A 14,176-nucleotide genomic window follows, 5' to 3' on the forward strand; every position below is an offset into this window, starting at 1 on the left:
TGATCGGTTTTTTCTATATAGCTACCTTTCTTTTTTGTTCGCTTTTTCCTGTTTTTCAAGCTTTTTGAAGTATCCTCTGAAAAGAAAATTATGACGCATCGCTTCCATATTCTCATTAAAACGGGAGGTGCCTTCTTCAATATTTTCGAGGCTTTGGTTGAGTTTATGGACCAGTAATGTGTCGGAGATTAATGCTCCGGCTGCGCCCTCACCCTCTTTAACTTTTTGAAACAGCTCTTGCAGGTCGTTTGTTGCTTCCGCAGCGCCCAGGCTTGCCTGATGGATCTCATCCAGACTTTCCCGCAGACGTGTAACCAGTGCTGTATCGGCAATCAAAGCACCGGCTAAACCTTCCCCCTTTCTCATTTGGCGCGCCAGATCAGCGATCTCATTACCGGCAATAGTAGCGCTCTGCCCTGCACGCCTGATATTGACAGCCGCCTGTTTAAGGTCACTGGCAATAAGCGTATCAGATAGTAATTGCCATAAGCTGTTACTATTATTGATCTTTTTGGTGATCTTTCTCAAGTCAGTGGTGATGATGGCTATGTTTTCGTTAGTAGTGTTCAGCGTTCGCAGCATCTCATCTGTTTCCACAGGCTTTAGCGAGCGGATGCGGGCACCTTCTTCTATGGGTGGGGCGTCTCCCGGTATGGAGCTGATGTTTACAAGCTGATTGCCCATCAGGCCATCCGTACCTATTGCGGCTATGGAATTCTTCTTGATGTAAGGGCGTGCCTTTTTATCAATGACCATTGTCACCAATATCGAAGTGTCATTTTCTATAATGATCTTACGAACAGTACCCACATCAATGCCGGCAAAACGAACGTTGTTTCCAGGTGTTAATCCTTTAACATCAAGGAAACTGGCTTCAACAGTAAAAGTGGAACCAAAAATATTACGGTTGCGGCCTATCATGTAGAGTGAAAAAATTAAAAATACCAATCCTGCCAGTACGAAAAGACCAAGCTTGACATTATCAATGGGTTTAGTTTTCATAGGTCATAAATTTTTTTAGAGGCCACTTTTACTTAAAGAATTCCCTAACCTTAGGGTCTTCAGACCCTGATAGCTCTTGATAAGTTCCTTCGGCATAGCATCTGCCATCAATCAACATTACTACCCTGTTGGAGGTAATGCTTATACAGTTGATATCATGAGAAATAATGATGGAAGAGGCATTATACTTTTTTTGCACCTCTACTATCAGTTCACTGATCTCCCGACCGGTTATCGGGTCGAGGCCGGTGGTCGGTTCATCGTACAAGATTATCTCCGGTCGCAGGATGAGGGTCCTCGCCAACGCTATGCGCTTTCTCATTCCTCCCGACAGCTCTGCCGGCATCATATCCACTGTATGCTCCAGGCCCACGTTGCCAAGTGCTTCCATTACCATTACTTCTACTTCTTCTGCATCCTGTTTTCCCTTTATGTGGTGCCTGCGCAGCGGAAATTCCAGGTTTTCACGGACAGTCATCGAATCATAAAGGGCATTGCTCTGGAAAAGAAATCCTACTTTTACCCGCATCCTGTCAAGCTCTCTACGGTCATACTCACTAATATCTTCACCAAATACTTTTATCGAGCCGCTATCGGGAGTCAGCAATCCGATAATACATTTGATCAATACCGATTTGCCCGATCCGGATTTTCCCAACACCACAAGATTCTCTCCTTTATACAAGTTCATGGTGAAATCACGCAGCACATGGTTGTCACCGAAGGACTTGTTAATATCGACTATCTCAATAACAGGTTCGGCATTCATGATCTGTCAGGTCAGGCCTAAAATATCTGTGATCTGAACTGCTATCAAATCAATGATAAACACCAGCAGTGATGCTACAACCACCGCTGAATTAGCTGAACGGCCTACGCCTTCAGTTCCTTTGGTGGAGTAGTAGCCTTTGTAACAGCCTACTAAACCTATGGCAAAACCAAAGAAGAAAGTTTTGATGATCGAAGGTATGAGATCTCCGTAGCTCAGTGCATCGTATACCTGAGACCAGTATAAGTGCCAGCTCACTGTACCTCGTATATTTACACCCAAATAGCCTCCATATAAAGCCACGGCATTGGATAGATTCGACAGCACCGGCAGCATGAGAGTGGTGGCCAATATTCTGGTCACGATCAGGTATTTGAAGGGATTGGTTCCTGACACTTCCATGGCGTCTATCTGTTCGGTTACGCGCATAGAGCCTAATTCGGCGCCCATACCCGACCCCACCTTACCAGCACAGATCAGGGCAGTAATTACCGGGGATATTTCCCGTACCAATGAGATAGACACCATGGCAGGGAGCATGGATTCAGCACCAAATTCTACCAATGTAGGCCGCGACTGAATAGTGAGGACCAATCCCATGATGAAAGCAGTGATACCTACAAGTGGTAAAGACTTATAACCAACCCAATAGCACTGCCTTATAAATTCACGAAATTCATAGCGAGGCTTAAAACCTTCCACAAAAAATCTTCCTGCAAAACGGGTAATGTTCCCCATTTCCGCGAGAAAAACATTTTTACCAACAATGGAGAGAAAACGGCCCATAAGCTCACTTTTACGAAAGCAAAGTTGGTAAGTATGCAGGCATGTTCCCGTGATAAACGTTAGACAAACACATGATATTTGTCATAAAAGAAGATTGCCAACGGAATGGTGTTCCCTGGAATGATAATGATTTATCCCCGGGTTATTATTCGCAGTTAGGATGAGCTATAACTGGAGGGGTCCGATCTGCTAATATTGCGTTATTACAAATTTAAAGGGCATCGATAGCTTTTTTCATATGTTTGTAAGCAAGGGCAGCCTCTTTTTTAAAATATTCATACTTTGTTGGTTCTGGTTGCGCCTTACTTTTTATTTTATCGGCAACTTGCTTGATCTTTTTTTGAGCATTGAGCATGTTTTTTTTGAAAGTCTCTTTTATTTCTATCTTTTTCAAGGCAAAAATCAGTCGCAGAATTTCTAGCTTGAGTTTGAATTTTTCCATTTCATGTTCGAAATATTCTCGTTCGGCAGCCAGGGGTAGCTGTTTTCGTGATTCCAATGCAAGCCTCTCCAGCGCATGTTCTATTTTGTTTTTTTGCTCTTCGAACATCTCTCTGAATTCGACCCTTCCCAGGCTTAGTTGTAGCTCCAGGTCTTCAAATTTATCCTTTAGGTGGGTGGATACCCCCGCTAATTGATTGGCAAGCGTTGTATTTTTGAATTCATCCACACGTTGTTTAAACTCCTTTTTTATCTCCTCAAATTTCGCTTTGGCTTCCGCCTTTCCTAAGGCAAACTGTACCACCAGTTCATCAACCTCCTGTTGCGTCTCCTTTAATTTATCTGCAATCTTTATCAGAATGGGTGCTTCTGATGATGTGTTTAATGTTTCCATGGCATTGTCTTTTAGCGTTGAATAATGTCAGCACAGGTATATCTGATCCCGTATCAACTTTATTCAAGCTATTATCATTTACCTTACCAAAGAATGACCTTACTCCAGGCAGATTATGATTTTTATCATAGGTAGGTAAGGGTTTAAGGCGCGAACAAGACTTCCTTACCAAAGCCTTTTGTCAAAAGTAATTTCTTTCATTGAGATTACTTTTACTTCCTGAAATCGTGGATGCTCAGGGTTTACCAGGAAATTAGAGTTGTCTTCATTGATCACAGAGGGTACCTTTAGCAGCAGGCTGTTGCCACTGGTGAGCCATTTGGTGCCAATCTCACGGGTTTTTACCACGTCCTCTTTCCACTTGACCAACAACTGTTTTAAGGTAATAGTTTGAATTTTGTCTTCAGGCGTTTCAATAGTGATGAGCTGGTAGGGCAACCTTCTCGTAAGTCCTTCTGTATGTGCAAGGTATTCCAACAGAGCGAGACTGGAGTTTTCAGCAGTGTATAGTATCCTGTGTCCTTTAAAATTCCACCTTCCCGGAACCATCATAGAGCCGTACCCAGAGATATCTTTGGCGTATTTAGGATGCGCAAGCCTGTAGATGAGCATTAAGATAAAATACCTAGTTTGGTGCGGATAATTTCTTCCTTTACCTGCTGAATACCGGTAATGGAGTGCATGAGTTCGAAAGGTTTTTTTCCATGGAATGCCGATTTGCCCGTGGCAAGCCACTGTTTAAAGGTATCGAGATCATAAAAGGCCTCAAGACCCTCTTTATACAGATCCATAAGCTGTAAAAACCGGTCGGATAACTCGCTGCTGAGGTGAGTGCTGTTAAGCTCTCTTTGTAGTGTGCGCGTAGCTATGCCCAGCAGCTTAGCGGCCGTATTTTGACTGGCCCCGATAGAGTCGATGAATGCTTTTAAGAAAGAAGTAGGTATTAATTCTTCTTTGTATAAAAAACCATTAAGCAACTCGTAAATTGTGTGTTTCTTAAGAATTGGTACGGCTCCCATATTGCTCTTTTTCTTTACTAACGACAAATTAACCACATTAGTTGTTATTTTGTCGCATATCTTTAAATATTTTTAAAGCCGTTCAACAATTTAAAACCGGAATTGGTAAAAATGTGCATAGAGAATATCCTCTCTGCAGTTTATATTCACGCCTTTGTTTATAATGCCCTAATTTTCAACTCATTGATACTTTCCCATCGGGGGTTATGCTGAGCGATGGGAATAACACATACACTATGACCTACATAATTGTTACCATTGCTTACCTCTTATTTTTAACTGGTATTATCATTTATAAAAGTCGTTCGGTTAAGACTCAGGATGATTTTGTAGTAGCAGGACGAGGAGTGCCGGTTTATTTACTGGTAGGCACCCTGGTTTGTACCTGGATCGGATCAGGCAGTTTATTTGGTACAGCCGGTCTAACCTTTAGGTCCGGTTTTTCAGAACTCTGGTTTTCAATGGGCGCATGGATCGGGATCATTGTTATTTATTTCATAGCAGCCCGTATCAGAGCCATTTCAAAGTATACACTAACCGATCTTTTAGAAACGAGATACAATAAAACTGCCCGCTTACTCGGCACTATCACCATTATTGTGGCCTATTTGGTAATAGCAGGCTATCAATTTAAAGGTGGAGGCCGGTTTATTAGCATTCTTACAGAGGGTTCAATTTCTCCTGAAACAGGTACTCTGATTACATGTATAGTAGTAATAGGTTTTACAGCCCTGGCAGGAATGGTCTCTATTGTAAGCATCGACATTTTCAATGGGATCATCATGACACTGGCAGTGATCATAGCTGTTCCTCTGGCTATCTCATCTCATGGTGGATGGGGCGAAGTGGTGCAAACTATTAGCGAAACCAGGCCCGAGTACCTGTCAATGACCGAAGGGATAGACTTCACCTGGGCTTTGGGAGTGATACTACCTACACTGCTGTTGCTTTTAAGCGAGAGTAGTATCTACCAAAAGTTCTCTTCTGCCAAAGATGCCCGGTCAGCTAAAAAAGCTGTGGTAGGTATGCTAACCGGTGTTGTGATCATCGAACTGTTGATGTGCGTATTAGCCGTAGTAGGATTTGCCATTTATGCTCATGACCCACGCTTTTTCCTGCCTGATGGATCGATTGACCGTACTATGTCGGAGGAGATCATACTCAGGATCGGTTACGAACAGGTTCCTGTTTATGCCGGCTCTTTGATTTTCGCTGCCGGTGTAGCCATTATCCTCTCCACCGGAAACACTTTTTTAATTGTAGCTTCCACAAATGTTACACGGGACTTGCTACAAAACATGTTTGGAGAGACTGTGGAGAAGAAATTCCTGCTTGTGCAGAGAATTTGTATAGTTGTATTAGGCATACTGGCCTATGTGCTCATCTCTCAGTTCACTACTATTCTGGAGATGGCCTTTATTTCCTATACCATGATCGGAGCTTCAATAGCGCCTGTTTTGATGGCATCTTTTTTCTGGAAGCGTGTGACTCCGGCAGGAGGTGTGGCCTCGATATTGGGTGGCATGGCCATGCCGGTGATCAATAAGGTGATGGAATCAGTTGAAGTAAGCTTCTGGGTATTTCCTTTGGATACCGATTATATTGCCATTCCATCAGTGATCGTGTCAATTGTACTGCTGGTAGTGGTGAGCTTAATGACCAAGCCATCACCTGAAAGCAAGTGGAAGCCTTTTTTTGAGCGGGCTTAGATTGAGCTGGTTTAATGGTATTGAGTTGGCAATAACGAGTCAATGCACCTTCTATTAGTTAATGGTTTTTATTATCTTCCCCTCAAAATTTTTATATGCTACCCCTGGCGGAAGACTTAAAACAGAAGAAAAACAGCTTAATTGAGTTTGCGGCAATTGCTAAGCGGGTGCTACAGCACCTTCCAGATGTCTTAACAAGTTTTGAGGAAAAGAATGGATATCGCTTGTATGTATCTAAAAGTGGAAGCACAACTAAGCATGTGCGACCAATCAATTACAATATATTTATACCAGATCCGGAGAGTTTTGCCGATGCCTTCGGTGAGTATGAAAAGATTACCCTCAAGTTAAAAAATAGAGAGCTTCATTTTAACAAAGAAGAAAAAAATATAATCAACAATGTTCTTTATACTATACAGCAATCTATAGGCGTAGGATTAGACCTTTTTGTAAATCCAAACAGTGCGAGGAAACATGTTGGTAACAGATTTGAAGAGTTAATTAAGGCTATATTCGTTGACCTGGATGTTACGAACAAAAAGATTGTACTTCAGATTCCCTATGAAACTGACGAGGGAAAGAAGATCTATAAATGTGAGACTGACTTAATTTTGTCTCCATATACAAATGTAAAATCGACCAACAAATATGTAGATGAAAAAGAAGTCATTGTTTCCGTAAAGACTACGTCCAAAGATAGAATGGGGAAAATATTCATGGATCGCATATTAATGGAACATTTTGTAGGACACAATATTAAAATGATTGGATTATTCCTGAATGATGTCCAGAGAAAGGAAAATAATAATATAAGCTATACACTCGTATCTGGTTTATTTATGGTGTATACCAAGTTTTTGAAAGAATTAGAAGGCGTATACTATTTTGATGCTCCCCCAAATGCTTTTAAATCACCCTATAAAAGGCATATGAAACCTTTTTCGGAGTTGTTGACAAAAGATTTGTGGGAATTACTGACCCCTTAATTTATCTCTTCTGGCCTGAGACTCTTTTTCATCTTTACCTGAAAATATCCTTTCAATGTGTTGTAAATCGGTTACACGAGTTTTTATGGTCTTACAATAATCTTCTTCAAGTTCTGTTCCAAGCCATTTTCTGCTATAAGCCTCTGCTACAGCGTAAGTAGTGCCCGATCCACCAAATGGATCAAGAATTATACTGTCATGATTCGAGGAAGAAAGAATAACTCTTCTTAGTAGTTCAACCGGTTTTTGGGTTGCATGGTCATACCTTTCCCATGAACCATTGGATATGGTAGGAATTTCAAAAACATCTTTCGGTTTTGCTCCCAAAGGATTCGGCTCCCATTCATAGTCCTTTTTTCTGTTGCCATTTGAAAACTGTGAAGATTCAGCCTGCTTTCGTTTTGGGTATTTTAAAGTATGCTCATTATAGGGAATTCGGACCTCGTCAATGTTAAAGATATAATCTCTGCTTTTTCTGAAGTGTAAGATACTTTCATGCGATCTTCCCCAATCATTACCCAGATTGCCTTTATTCCTGTAAAACCATATTAACCACTTGCAACCCTTGAATAGACTTGTTGCTGACCATTTTATATCAGCCAGGATTTCAGAAAATCCACATATATATAGAGAACCTCTTTTTGTCAAGACCCTCTGTGCCTCTTTAATCCACTCCATACTCCAATCCACATATTCTTTTTGAGAAGAAAATGTATCCCATTGAGCCTTTTTAATATTATACGGAGGATCTGCAAAAATTAAGTCAATGGAGTTGTTCTCTAAAGATTGTAAAAATTTTAATGCATCTGCCTGGTATAATTTACCATGTACGGTCTCAAAGTATGGAGTAAAATTGGTTTCTCTCTTAGGAGAACTATACCTTAATTCAAGTTGAAGCTCTTCAACGATTGAAAGTAAATTGTTCTCCGGATATACTCTGTAGTTATTTATTGGGTGCCGGACACTCCTGAATTTTCCCGATTTGTCCCAACGTCTCAGGGTTTCGGGGCTTACTCCAAGAAGCTTGGCGGCTTCGCTGATGGTTAAGTAGTTATCCATGTAAATGCTTATACAACCTTAAACAACATTATGCATCAAAAGTATATAAATACAAAAGAAAAGCAAACAATTACATAAATAAAGGTTTAAGTAGTGCTGCTAGGAAAACCCTAAGTGGCTTTAAAAAAATGAAGTTCCAAAAAGCGGAGCGTACTGAGGTAGGAGCATTTTTGGAACGAGCGTAACGCGGAACATTGGCGTTTTCTTAGAGACACTAAGTAATTATTAATTTAATTGGTAAATGACCACTGCTCGCGTCTTAATATCGTTTTATAAAAAAAAGTCACAGAATTCGGGTGATACTATACCTGTTTTTGACACTTTAATAACAAATACGAGCCTTATGTTGGACACCTTAAACCATACAAAAACTGTTGAAGACCGGGAAATTTTCCTGACAGAGCTTTATAAAGGAGCCTTTCCACTTGTTGCAACTTATATCAGCCGATCCCAAGGCACTTTTGAGCAGGCGAAAGATGTATTTCACGATGCGTTGGTCATCTACTATGAAAAGGTAGTGCTTGAAGGTACTCCTATTGAAAAAGGTAGTAAAGCTTATTTGCTCGGCATAGCCCGCCACCTTTGGATTAGACAAAGCCAAATACAAAGGACTTCTTTAGACGGGTATGAAGACAGGTTGCCAGACATTAAAGATGCCTTTCCTGCTGAAAATAAATTGCTTCGCTTTCTGAAAGTGGCTGGTGAAAAATGCATGAGCATGCTCAAAGCATTCTACTACGACAGGCAATCTCTGGAAGAGATCTCCCGGGAATACGGCTACACAAGCACGAGGTCGGCTACTGTACAGAAGTATAAGTGCCTCGAAAAGTTACGAGATCAGGTAAAAGAAAAATCATTGGTTTATGAGGACTTCCTTGAATGAGATAAAGGTTATTGAAGATTATCTTTTCCGGAATATGAAAGGAGAAGATGTTACATTATTTGAAGCGCAACTGTTGCTGAACAGTGAGTTGGCAGAGAAGGTGCAGCTCCAGAAAAAGGTTTACCACCTCATTCACCAGTGTGGACGAAATGCATTAAAAGAGGAGATTCAGGCCATTCATGACAAACTGTTTATCGAGCCCCGGTACTCAACATTTCGAAAGAGAGTACTGAAATTATTTTTCAACCAAAAAGATTAAAGAATGATTACTGCAAGTGGAATAATACCTATGGTGCTGGATAATAACGGCCGTGGTGAACGAGCTTTTGATATATACAGCCTTTTGCTCAAGGAGCGTATTATCTTCTTGGGCAGTGCTATTGATGATCAGGTGGCCAATGTCATAGTTGCTCAACTGCTATATCTAAACAGCCAAAATTCAAAGGAGCAGATCAATTTGTATATCAACAGCCCGGGAGGAAATGTATATGCCGGTTTGGCCATTTATGATGCTATGCAAATGATCACAGCACCTGTTTCTACAGTGTCGGTCGGTTTCTCTGCCAGCATGGGTACAGCATTACTGGTAGCCGGCCATAAAGGTAAGCGATATGCCTTGCCACACGCAACAATACATATGCATCCCACAGGTGGTGGAGCCAAAGGTTACACTGAAGACGTACGGATTGCTACCCGGGAGCAGGAGCGAATTCAGGCGCAACTATTCCACCTGATAGGCAAACACTCCGGCCACTCGTGGCGGGAAATAGAAGAGTTCTTCATCCGCGACCGGTATATGAATTCTTTGGAAGCCAAAGAGTACGGTCTCATCGATGAGGTGCTGGGCGATACCAGCGACCTGGTGCGCCTCAAAACTATTTTACCCGAAGTGGAGTTCGTTAATAAAACGGCCAGTTAACAAATTACTTGATCAGTATTCCAATCTTTAACTTGGCAGTGGCAGCTATAGGTGAATTCCTTTCACCAACAATAAAGCCGTAGTGGTAGACCCGGAACCTGTCATAATCATTAAACCCTCTGCGTTCTTTTTGATTGCTGAATCCATAACCAAGTCCCACGGAATAGTCGATCAGGAAAAAATTGTCATAGATAATCTGCTTGCCAAGGTTGATGATCAAAGCTCCAGCCACGATGTCCTGTTCTATGTTTTGCTGTGGGTATCCCACATCCTTCATCTCATTGTGATAGATGGAAAGCAAAACCTGTGGCTTCACATAGCTGCCTTTCAGGATATGAGCGTATTTCATCCTTTGTGCGTAGAAATCCGGTGTTTTCATAAATTTATAACCGGAAGATATATAAGCGCCACTACTCTTTACATAACTGTCGGAGTTAAATCCGGCACCTATTATGCCCAGGCCAGTTTCAAAACTTCTGCCCGGCCTGATACTTTTTTCATAGGAAAAGCCCAGGTGCTCTGCAAGTGGTGATAAAAAATGAAACTTTAATGCCTGTTTCCTGTCATCCACATAGGAGATGGGGTCTGTCAGTGGATCTTTAAACTCTATTTCCCGACCACTGCTGAGTAGAACTCTCACCACATCAGTAACAGCAATAGCGATCACGGGAGAGTCATCGAGTTCTTTATCGGGTATTTTATATTTGATTTCATTAATACCAATTTCTGTGATCTTACAATCGATAATGGTCTTGTCTTTTTTATAGATCTTATCCTGTGCGTGAACGGTAGCAATTGCTACTATGAATAGGAGAATAGAAAAGGTGAGCTTCATTGGTGATTTAAGGTTAATGGAAGTAAAGTTCTAATAAAAAATTGAGAAAATCAAGATATATTATGAATTAATGAAGTGCATACCTGCGGCAATTTATTTATCGAATAGCGGATGTAATTTTGTGTCTTCTTTTGACTTTAAGAAATGGCTATAATTGATTAAATTGAGTTTAAAACCAACTAATCAGCCATGAAAACCAACTTTTTTAGTGGGGGTGTAGCTATACTCCTGCTCTTGCAAACAGGGTGTGCTCAGGAAAAGGCTGCTGAGGAGAATCTACAGGTCGTGATAGACAAACAGGCCAGTGAAGGCATCTGGTATGGCGAAGATTCTTTAAGCTACGGAATTATTGGAGTTGAAGAAGGGGAGTTTAATTTCATTAATGGAAGGCTTTCAAGCGGTTACATCAACCTCAATCCTCAAAAGATTGATACACTTCAGTATCAGAATAACCAATCGGTTGCCCGGAAAACGATACCATCAAAATTCAAGATAGAGCGTGTTGAAGAAGCTGCTGATGAAAAGGAGGGTACTACACACACTCTGGTAGGCCGGTTTGAATATGATGATACCTCAGTTTCTGAAAAGGAAGTGCGTATGCCGGTGGTGATGAATTATAACCATAACCAACTGATCATGACAAGTAAGTCTGCCGACCGAGCCAGCGGCACGTCCAACCTTGCTTTTCATATTATAGCCGATGTTGACAACCAGGAGCTGGTTCAGCAGCAGGTGAGCCAAAAGATGAGGCCAAGAAATATTGAGCTGCCGGTGAAAGTTCAGGTAAGGCAGGATTCTCTAATGAAGATAAGGAAGCGAATACCCACCAAAATAGTGCTGCAATTGAACATGAAGAAGAGAGTTTACCAGCAGGGCGACACTGTGCCGGTAAGTATTGGCCTTTATAATGATAACAACGAGTACGCGGGAGCGCCCAAAGCATTGGAAATTCAGTTGTTTAACAGTAGAAAGAAGGGAGATCCATTGGAGACCGTTCATTTTGATAGGGGGCAGTCTCTAAGAGAAACCACAATTGTCTTACAGGAAGAAGGCGTACTTGAACTTTTGGCTGTGCATCCAGAGCTGTATTCCGGCTCCTTGTTCATTAAGGTGATGCCACGCTATGGCATGTTTGTACCCAAACCGCGGAGCTTCAGAGTGTGGCTGGCTAATTATCAGCCTGACAATAATGTTTATATCGAAGCTTACAGCCAGAGCCGCAGCTTTAAGGCCAATGGTAAAGACAGTGCTGAGGTCAGCTTCTTTCTTTTCGACCGCGAGGGTTGGTATCCCGAGGGTGTAAGGCTCAATATTATCCCCAGCTATGGCAGGGTCTACCCTCCCCAACTGGTAGTGAAAGGGGACGAGCCTGGTATTGTGAAACTCGTAAGCAAAGACCAGGAGGATGTAACACTTCAGGTTGTCGCCAACCCTGATATAGAAGTAGTCAACGATGTAAAGGTAAAATTTGTGCCACCGGTCACATATATCCAGTGCGTCAGCAGCCCGCCTTCGATCAATTTTCTGGAGAAATCAAAGATATTGGTCAGGCTTCTTGATGAAGATAGTGCGGCTCTAACAGTGAAAACGCCGTGGGAGGTGAGCCTGGAGATCAGTCAGGGTGGAGGAGAGATCAGTCCGCAGTTGATCACCATTCAGCCTAATAAATTTGAAGATAAGGCAGAGTTTGCACCCAAAAGTTTTATCGGTACGGCCAAGGTAAGGGCGGTGTCCAGTAACTTGTATGCGAATAACAATACGATAACCGTTACCTGGCCGGTACTTATTATCATAGCCAGCATAGTAGGTGGCCTGGTGGGAGGGTTCATCTCCTATTTCCATGAAGGCGATAAAGCGAAAAAATGGAAAATATTCACCGGATTTTTCACTGGGATGGTGCTGTATTGGGCCATTATCGTTTTCGGCATAGTCGATTTTGCCCCTGATATTCTGCTCAATGTCTTCAGTGTGTTTATTATCAGCCTTATTGGCGGCTATCTGGGTGTTGGGTCCATCAATTTTGTGCTCAAGAAGTTCGGTTTGAGTAAGGTGTGATGGATTTGCCACGAAGGCACCAAGGCACAAAGTGTTGTGCTTTCTTGCGCATTGGTGTCTTTGCGGCAAAGACTTCACGTGTTAGACCACTACGTAGTCATTTTTGTTATTCTAATTTTCGTGCTTTACTAAACTTTAAGAGTTTGGTAAAGCTTGCCTTTCATAGCCGAAAAGCTTTACTAATCCTCACAGGCTTAGTAAAGCAGGCTCCGTTATCCTTAGTCTTACCGCAGGGCGACTAAGGATTTTAAATGGCCATGAGTGGTCTGTGACACGGTGAAATTAAAGCTACTTTTATTTACAACATCTCAATCTCAACCAGCCCTTTCATACCGGCATAGTCCCTCGCGCTTGACCACCTGTAATGCTCCGGGTCATCTACTATACCAGTCTGAACTGAGTTCGTATGAATATAATCTAACTTTTGATCCTTAAAATTATTAGTTTCTAATTCCTCTGGATGGTTATCCTGGCGCCAGCCTGTACCGATTACTATCGGTAAATTGATAATCTTTATTTCTTTTGTTCTTTGCGCCTGCCGAACGGAAAAGCCATAACATCCAATTCTTTCGACTTCCGATATTATCGTTATTGATTGACTTTATGATCTCTCGGGCAGTAAACTTCTTAAAATCACGGAGTACATCGGAAAGGTTATCATCTTTGGCTGATACAATTAAATGCAAATGATTGCTCATAATCACCCATGCATATACAACCAGACCTTTTTTCTGTATACAATGATTTAAGCGATCAACAATAATCTCACAATAGGCTCTTCGGGTAAAGACGTCAACCCATTCAACTACTGCAAAAGAAAGAAAATGAATACCCGACTGGTTTCTTATTTTATAGCCACTAGACATTTGATGAAGATAAGCAATGAATATTTGAAATAATAGAGATTTGCTACCTAATGCCGTGTCACAGACACCGGTGGCTATTGAGGAGTTCGTAGTCCCTGCGGTAGACTACGAACAACGGGTGGCCTTGGTATCTTTGAGGTACTAGTGCTTGCCTGTACCTTTTTCGATATTTTAACTCAGAAGTATTATGCATGCCAGGAATTTTTCAGTAGCTTAGGCTGTTAACCGATAATGGCAAAGGGGACCAGCCCTTAATTTTTTAAACTAACGTAGTTGTAGATCTTTTTGTGATTGAAAAAATAACTCGTATATTATTTCGCATAACTAACTAATCTTAACCTGGGCTTTATTTTTGTTGTTCATGTAGTAATGTGCACCAGAAGTGTGAGCTGATCAATAGAATTCGTAGCCGGTTTATTGAAAATTTTAAACTCACTCAGGAACCTGACGTCC

General features: G+C 41.6%; 15 protein-coding genes. 6 read left to right on the plus strand and 9 right to left on the minus strand.

The features are described 5' to 3' along the window. Nucleotides 1–21: 21 nt before the first annotated feature. From C900_RS16580 to C900_RS28565, 6 genes are all read right to left on the minus strand, one after another. The gene (locus C900_RS16580) at nt 22–1,002 is read right to left on the minus strand and encodes an MlaD family protein (protein ID WP_009581236.1); all 981 of its coding nucleotides are present in this window, start codon (nt 1,000–1,002) and stop codon (nt 22–24) included. Between the two features lie 28 nt (nt 1,003–1,030). Next, complete coding sequence (locus tag C900_RS16585; protein WP_009581237.1) at nt 1,031–1,771, minus strand: ABC transporter ATP-binding protein; 741 nt, start codon at nt 1,769–1,771, stop codon at nt 1,031–1,033. A gap of 6 nt (nt 1,772–1,777) precedes the next feature. After that, a complete protein-coding gene (locus C900_RS16590) occupies nt 1,778–2,557 on the minus strand; it encodes an MlaE family ABC transporter permease (protein ID WP_009581238.1) in 780 nt (259 codons plus the stop codon). A 211-nt stretch (nt 2,558–2,768) separates the two neighbouring features. Further along, nucleotides 2,769–3,392, minus strand: coding sequence for a hypothetical protein (locus C900_RS16595; RefSeq protein ID WP_009581239.1), 624 nt, complete (start codon nt 3,390–3,392; stop codon nt 2,769–2,771). Nucleotides 3,393–3,557: 165 nt separating this feature from the next. Beyond that, on the minus strand, nt 3,558–4,004 hold the full coding sequence (locus tag C900_RS16600) for an RES family NAD+ phosphorylase (RefSeq protein WP_040496959.1): 447 nt from the start codon (nt 4,002–4,004) through the stop codon (nt 3,558–3,560). Beyond that, nucleotides 4,004–4,411 (minus strand): antitoxin Xre-like helix-turn-helix domain-containing protein, encoded by a 408-nt coding sequence (locus C900_RS28565; RefSeq protein ID WP_009581241.1) that lies wholly within the window; start codon nt 4,409–4,411, stop codon nt 4,004–4,006. The genes C900_RS16600 and C900_RS28565 overlap by 1 nt, the downstream gene beginning before the upstream one ends. A gap of 236 nt (nt 4,412–4,647) precedes the next feature. On the opposite strand from C900_RS28565, the gene C900_RS16610 reads away from it, so the two are divergent. Continuing rightward, nucleotides 4,648–6,120, plus strand: coding sequence for a sodium:solute symporter family protein (locus C900_RS16610; protein WP_009581242.1), 1,473 nt, complete (start codon nt 4,648–4,650; stop codon nt 6,118–6,120). A gap of 95 nt (nt 6,121–6,215) precedes the next feature. Next, a complete protein-coding gene (locus C900_RS16615; RefSeq protein ID WP_009581243.1) occupies nt 6,216–7,106 on the plus strand; it encodes a hypothetical protein in 891 nt (296 codons plus the stop codon). On the opposite strand, the gene C900_RS16620 is transcribed toward C900_RS16615, so the two are convergent. After that, nucleotides 7,092–8,165, minus strand: coding sequence for a DNA methyltransferase (locus tag C900_RS16620; RefSeq protein WP_009581244.1), 1,074 nt, complete (start codon nt 8,163–8,165; stop codon nt 7,092–7,094). The two genes, C900_RS16615 and C900_RS16620, sit on opposite strands and share 15 nt — an antisense overlap. 343 nt (nt 8,166–8,508) lie before the next feature. On the opposite strand from C900_RS16620, the gene C900_RS16630 reads away from it, so the two are divergent. Genes C900_RS16630 through C900_RS16640 form a run of 3 tightly spaced genes read left to right on the plus strand, consistent with a single transcriptional unit; the run spans nt 8,509 to nt 9,967 of the window. Further along, entirely contained in the window at nt 8,509–9,048 is a 540-nt protein-coding gene (locus C900_RS16630; RefSeq protein ID WP_009581245.1) for an RNA polymerase sigma factor, read from the plus strand. After that, nucleotides 9,029–9,307, plus strand: a complete 279-nt coding sequence (locus tag C900_RS16635; protein WP_040496961.1) for a hypothetical protein — start codon at nt 9,029–9,031, stop codon at nt 9,305–9,307. The genes C900_RS16630 and C900_RS16635 overlap by 20 nt, the downstream gene beginning before the upstream one ends. A 3-nt stretch (nt 9,308–9,310) precedes the next feature. Continuing rightward, complete coding sequence (locus C900_RS16640; protein ID WP_009581247.1) at nt 9,311–9,967, plus strand: ClpP family protease; 657 nt, start codon at nt 9,311–9,313, stop codon at nt 9,965–9,967. 4 nt (nt 9,968–9,971) lie between these two features. On the opposite strand, the gene C900_RS16645 is transcribed toward C900_RS16640, so the two are convergent. Continuing rightward, on the minus strand, nt 9,972–10,802 hold the full coding sequence (locus tag C900_RS16645) for a hypothetical protein (RefSeq protein ID WP_009581248.1): 831 nt from the start codon (nt 10,800–10,802) through the stop codon (nt 9,972–9,974). A gap of 189 nt (nt 10,803–10,991) precedes the next feature. Between C900_RS16645 and C900_RS16650 the strand changes: the two genes are divergently transcribed. Further along, nucleotides 10,992–12,857, plus strand: a complete 1,866-nt coding sequence (locus C900_RS16650; RefSeq protein ID WP_009581249.1) for a TIGR04086 family membrane protein — start codon at nt 10,992–10,994, stop codon at nt 12,855–12,857. A gap of 464 nt (nt 12,858–13,321) precedes the next feature. Here C900_RS16650 and C900_RS16655 read toward each other — a convergent pair whose 3' ends face one another. Further along, nucleotides 13,322–13,723 (minus strand): transposase, encoded by a 402-nt coding sequence (locus tag C900_RS16655; RefSeq protein WP_245558448.1) that lies wholly within the window; start codon nt 13,721–13,723, stop codon nt 13,322–13,324. Nucleotides 13,724–14,176: the final 453 nt, after the last annotated feature.

The sequence above is a fragment of the Fulvivirga imtechensis AK7 genome (assembly GCF_000331535.1).
Taxonomy (GTDB): Bacteria; Bacteroidota; Bacteroidia; order Cytophagales; family Cyclobacteriaceae; genus Fulvivirga; species Fulvivirga imtechensis.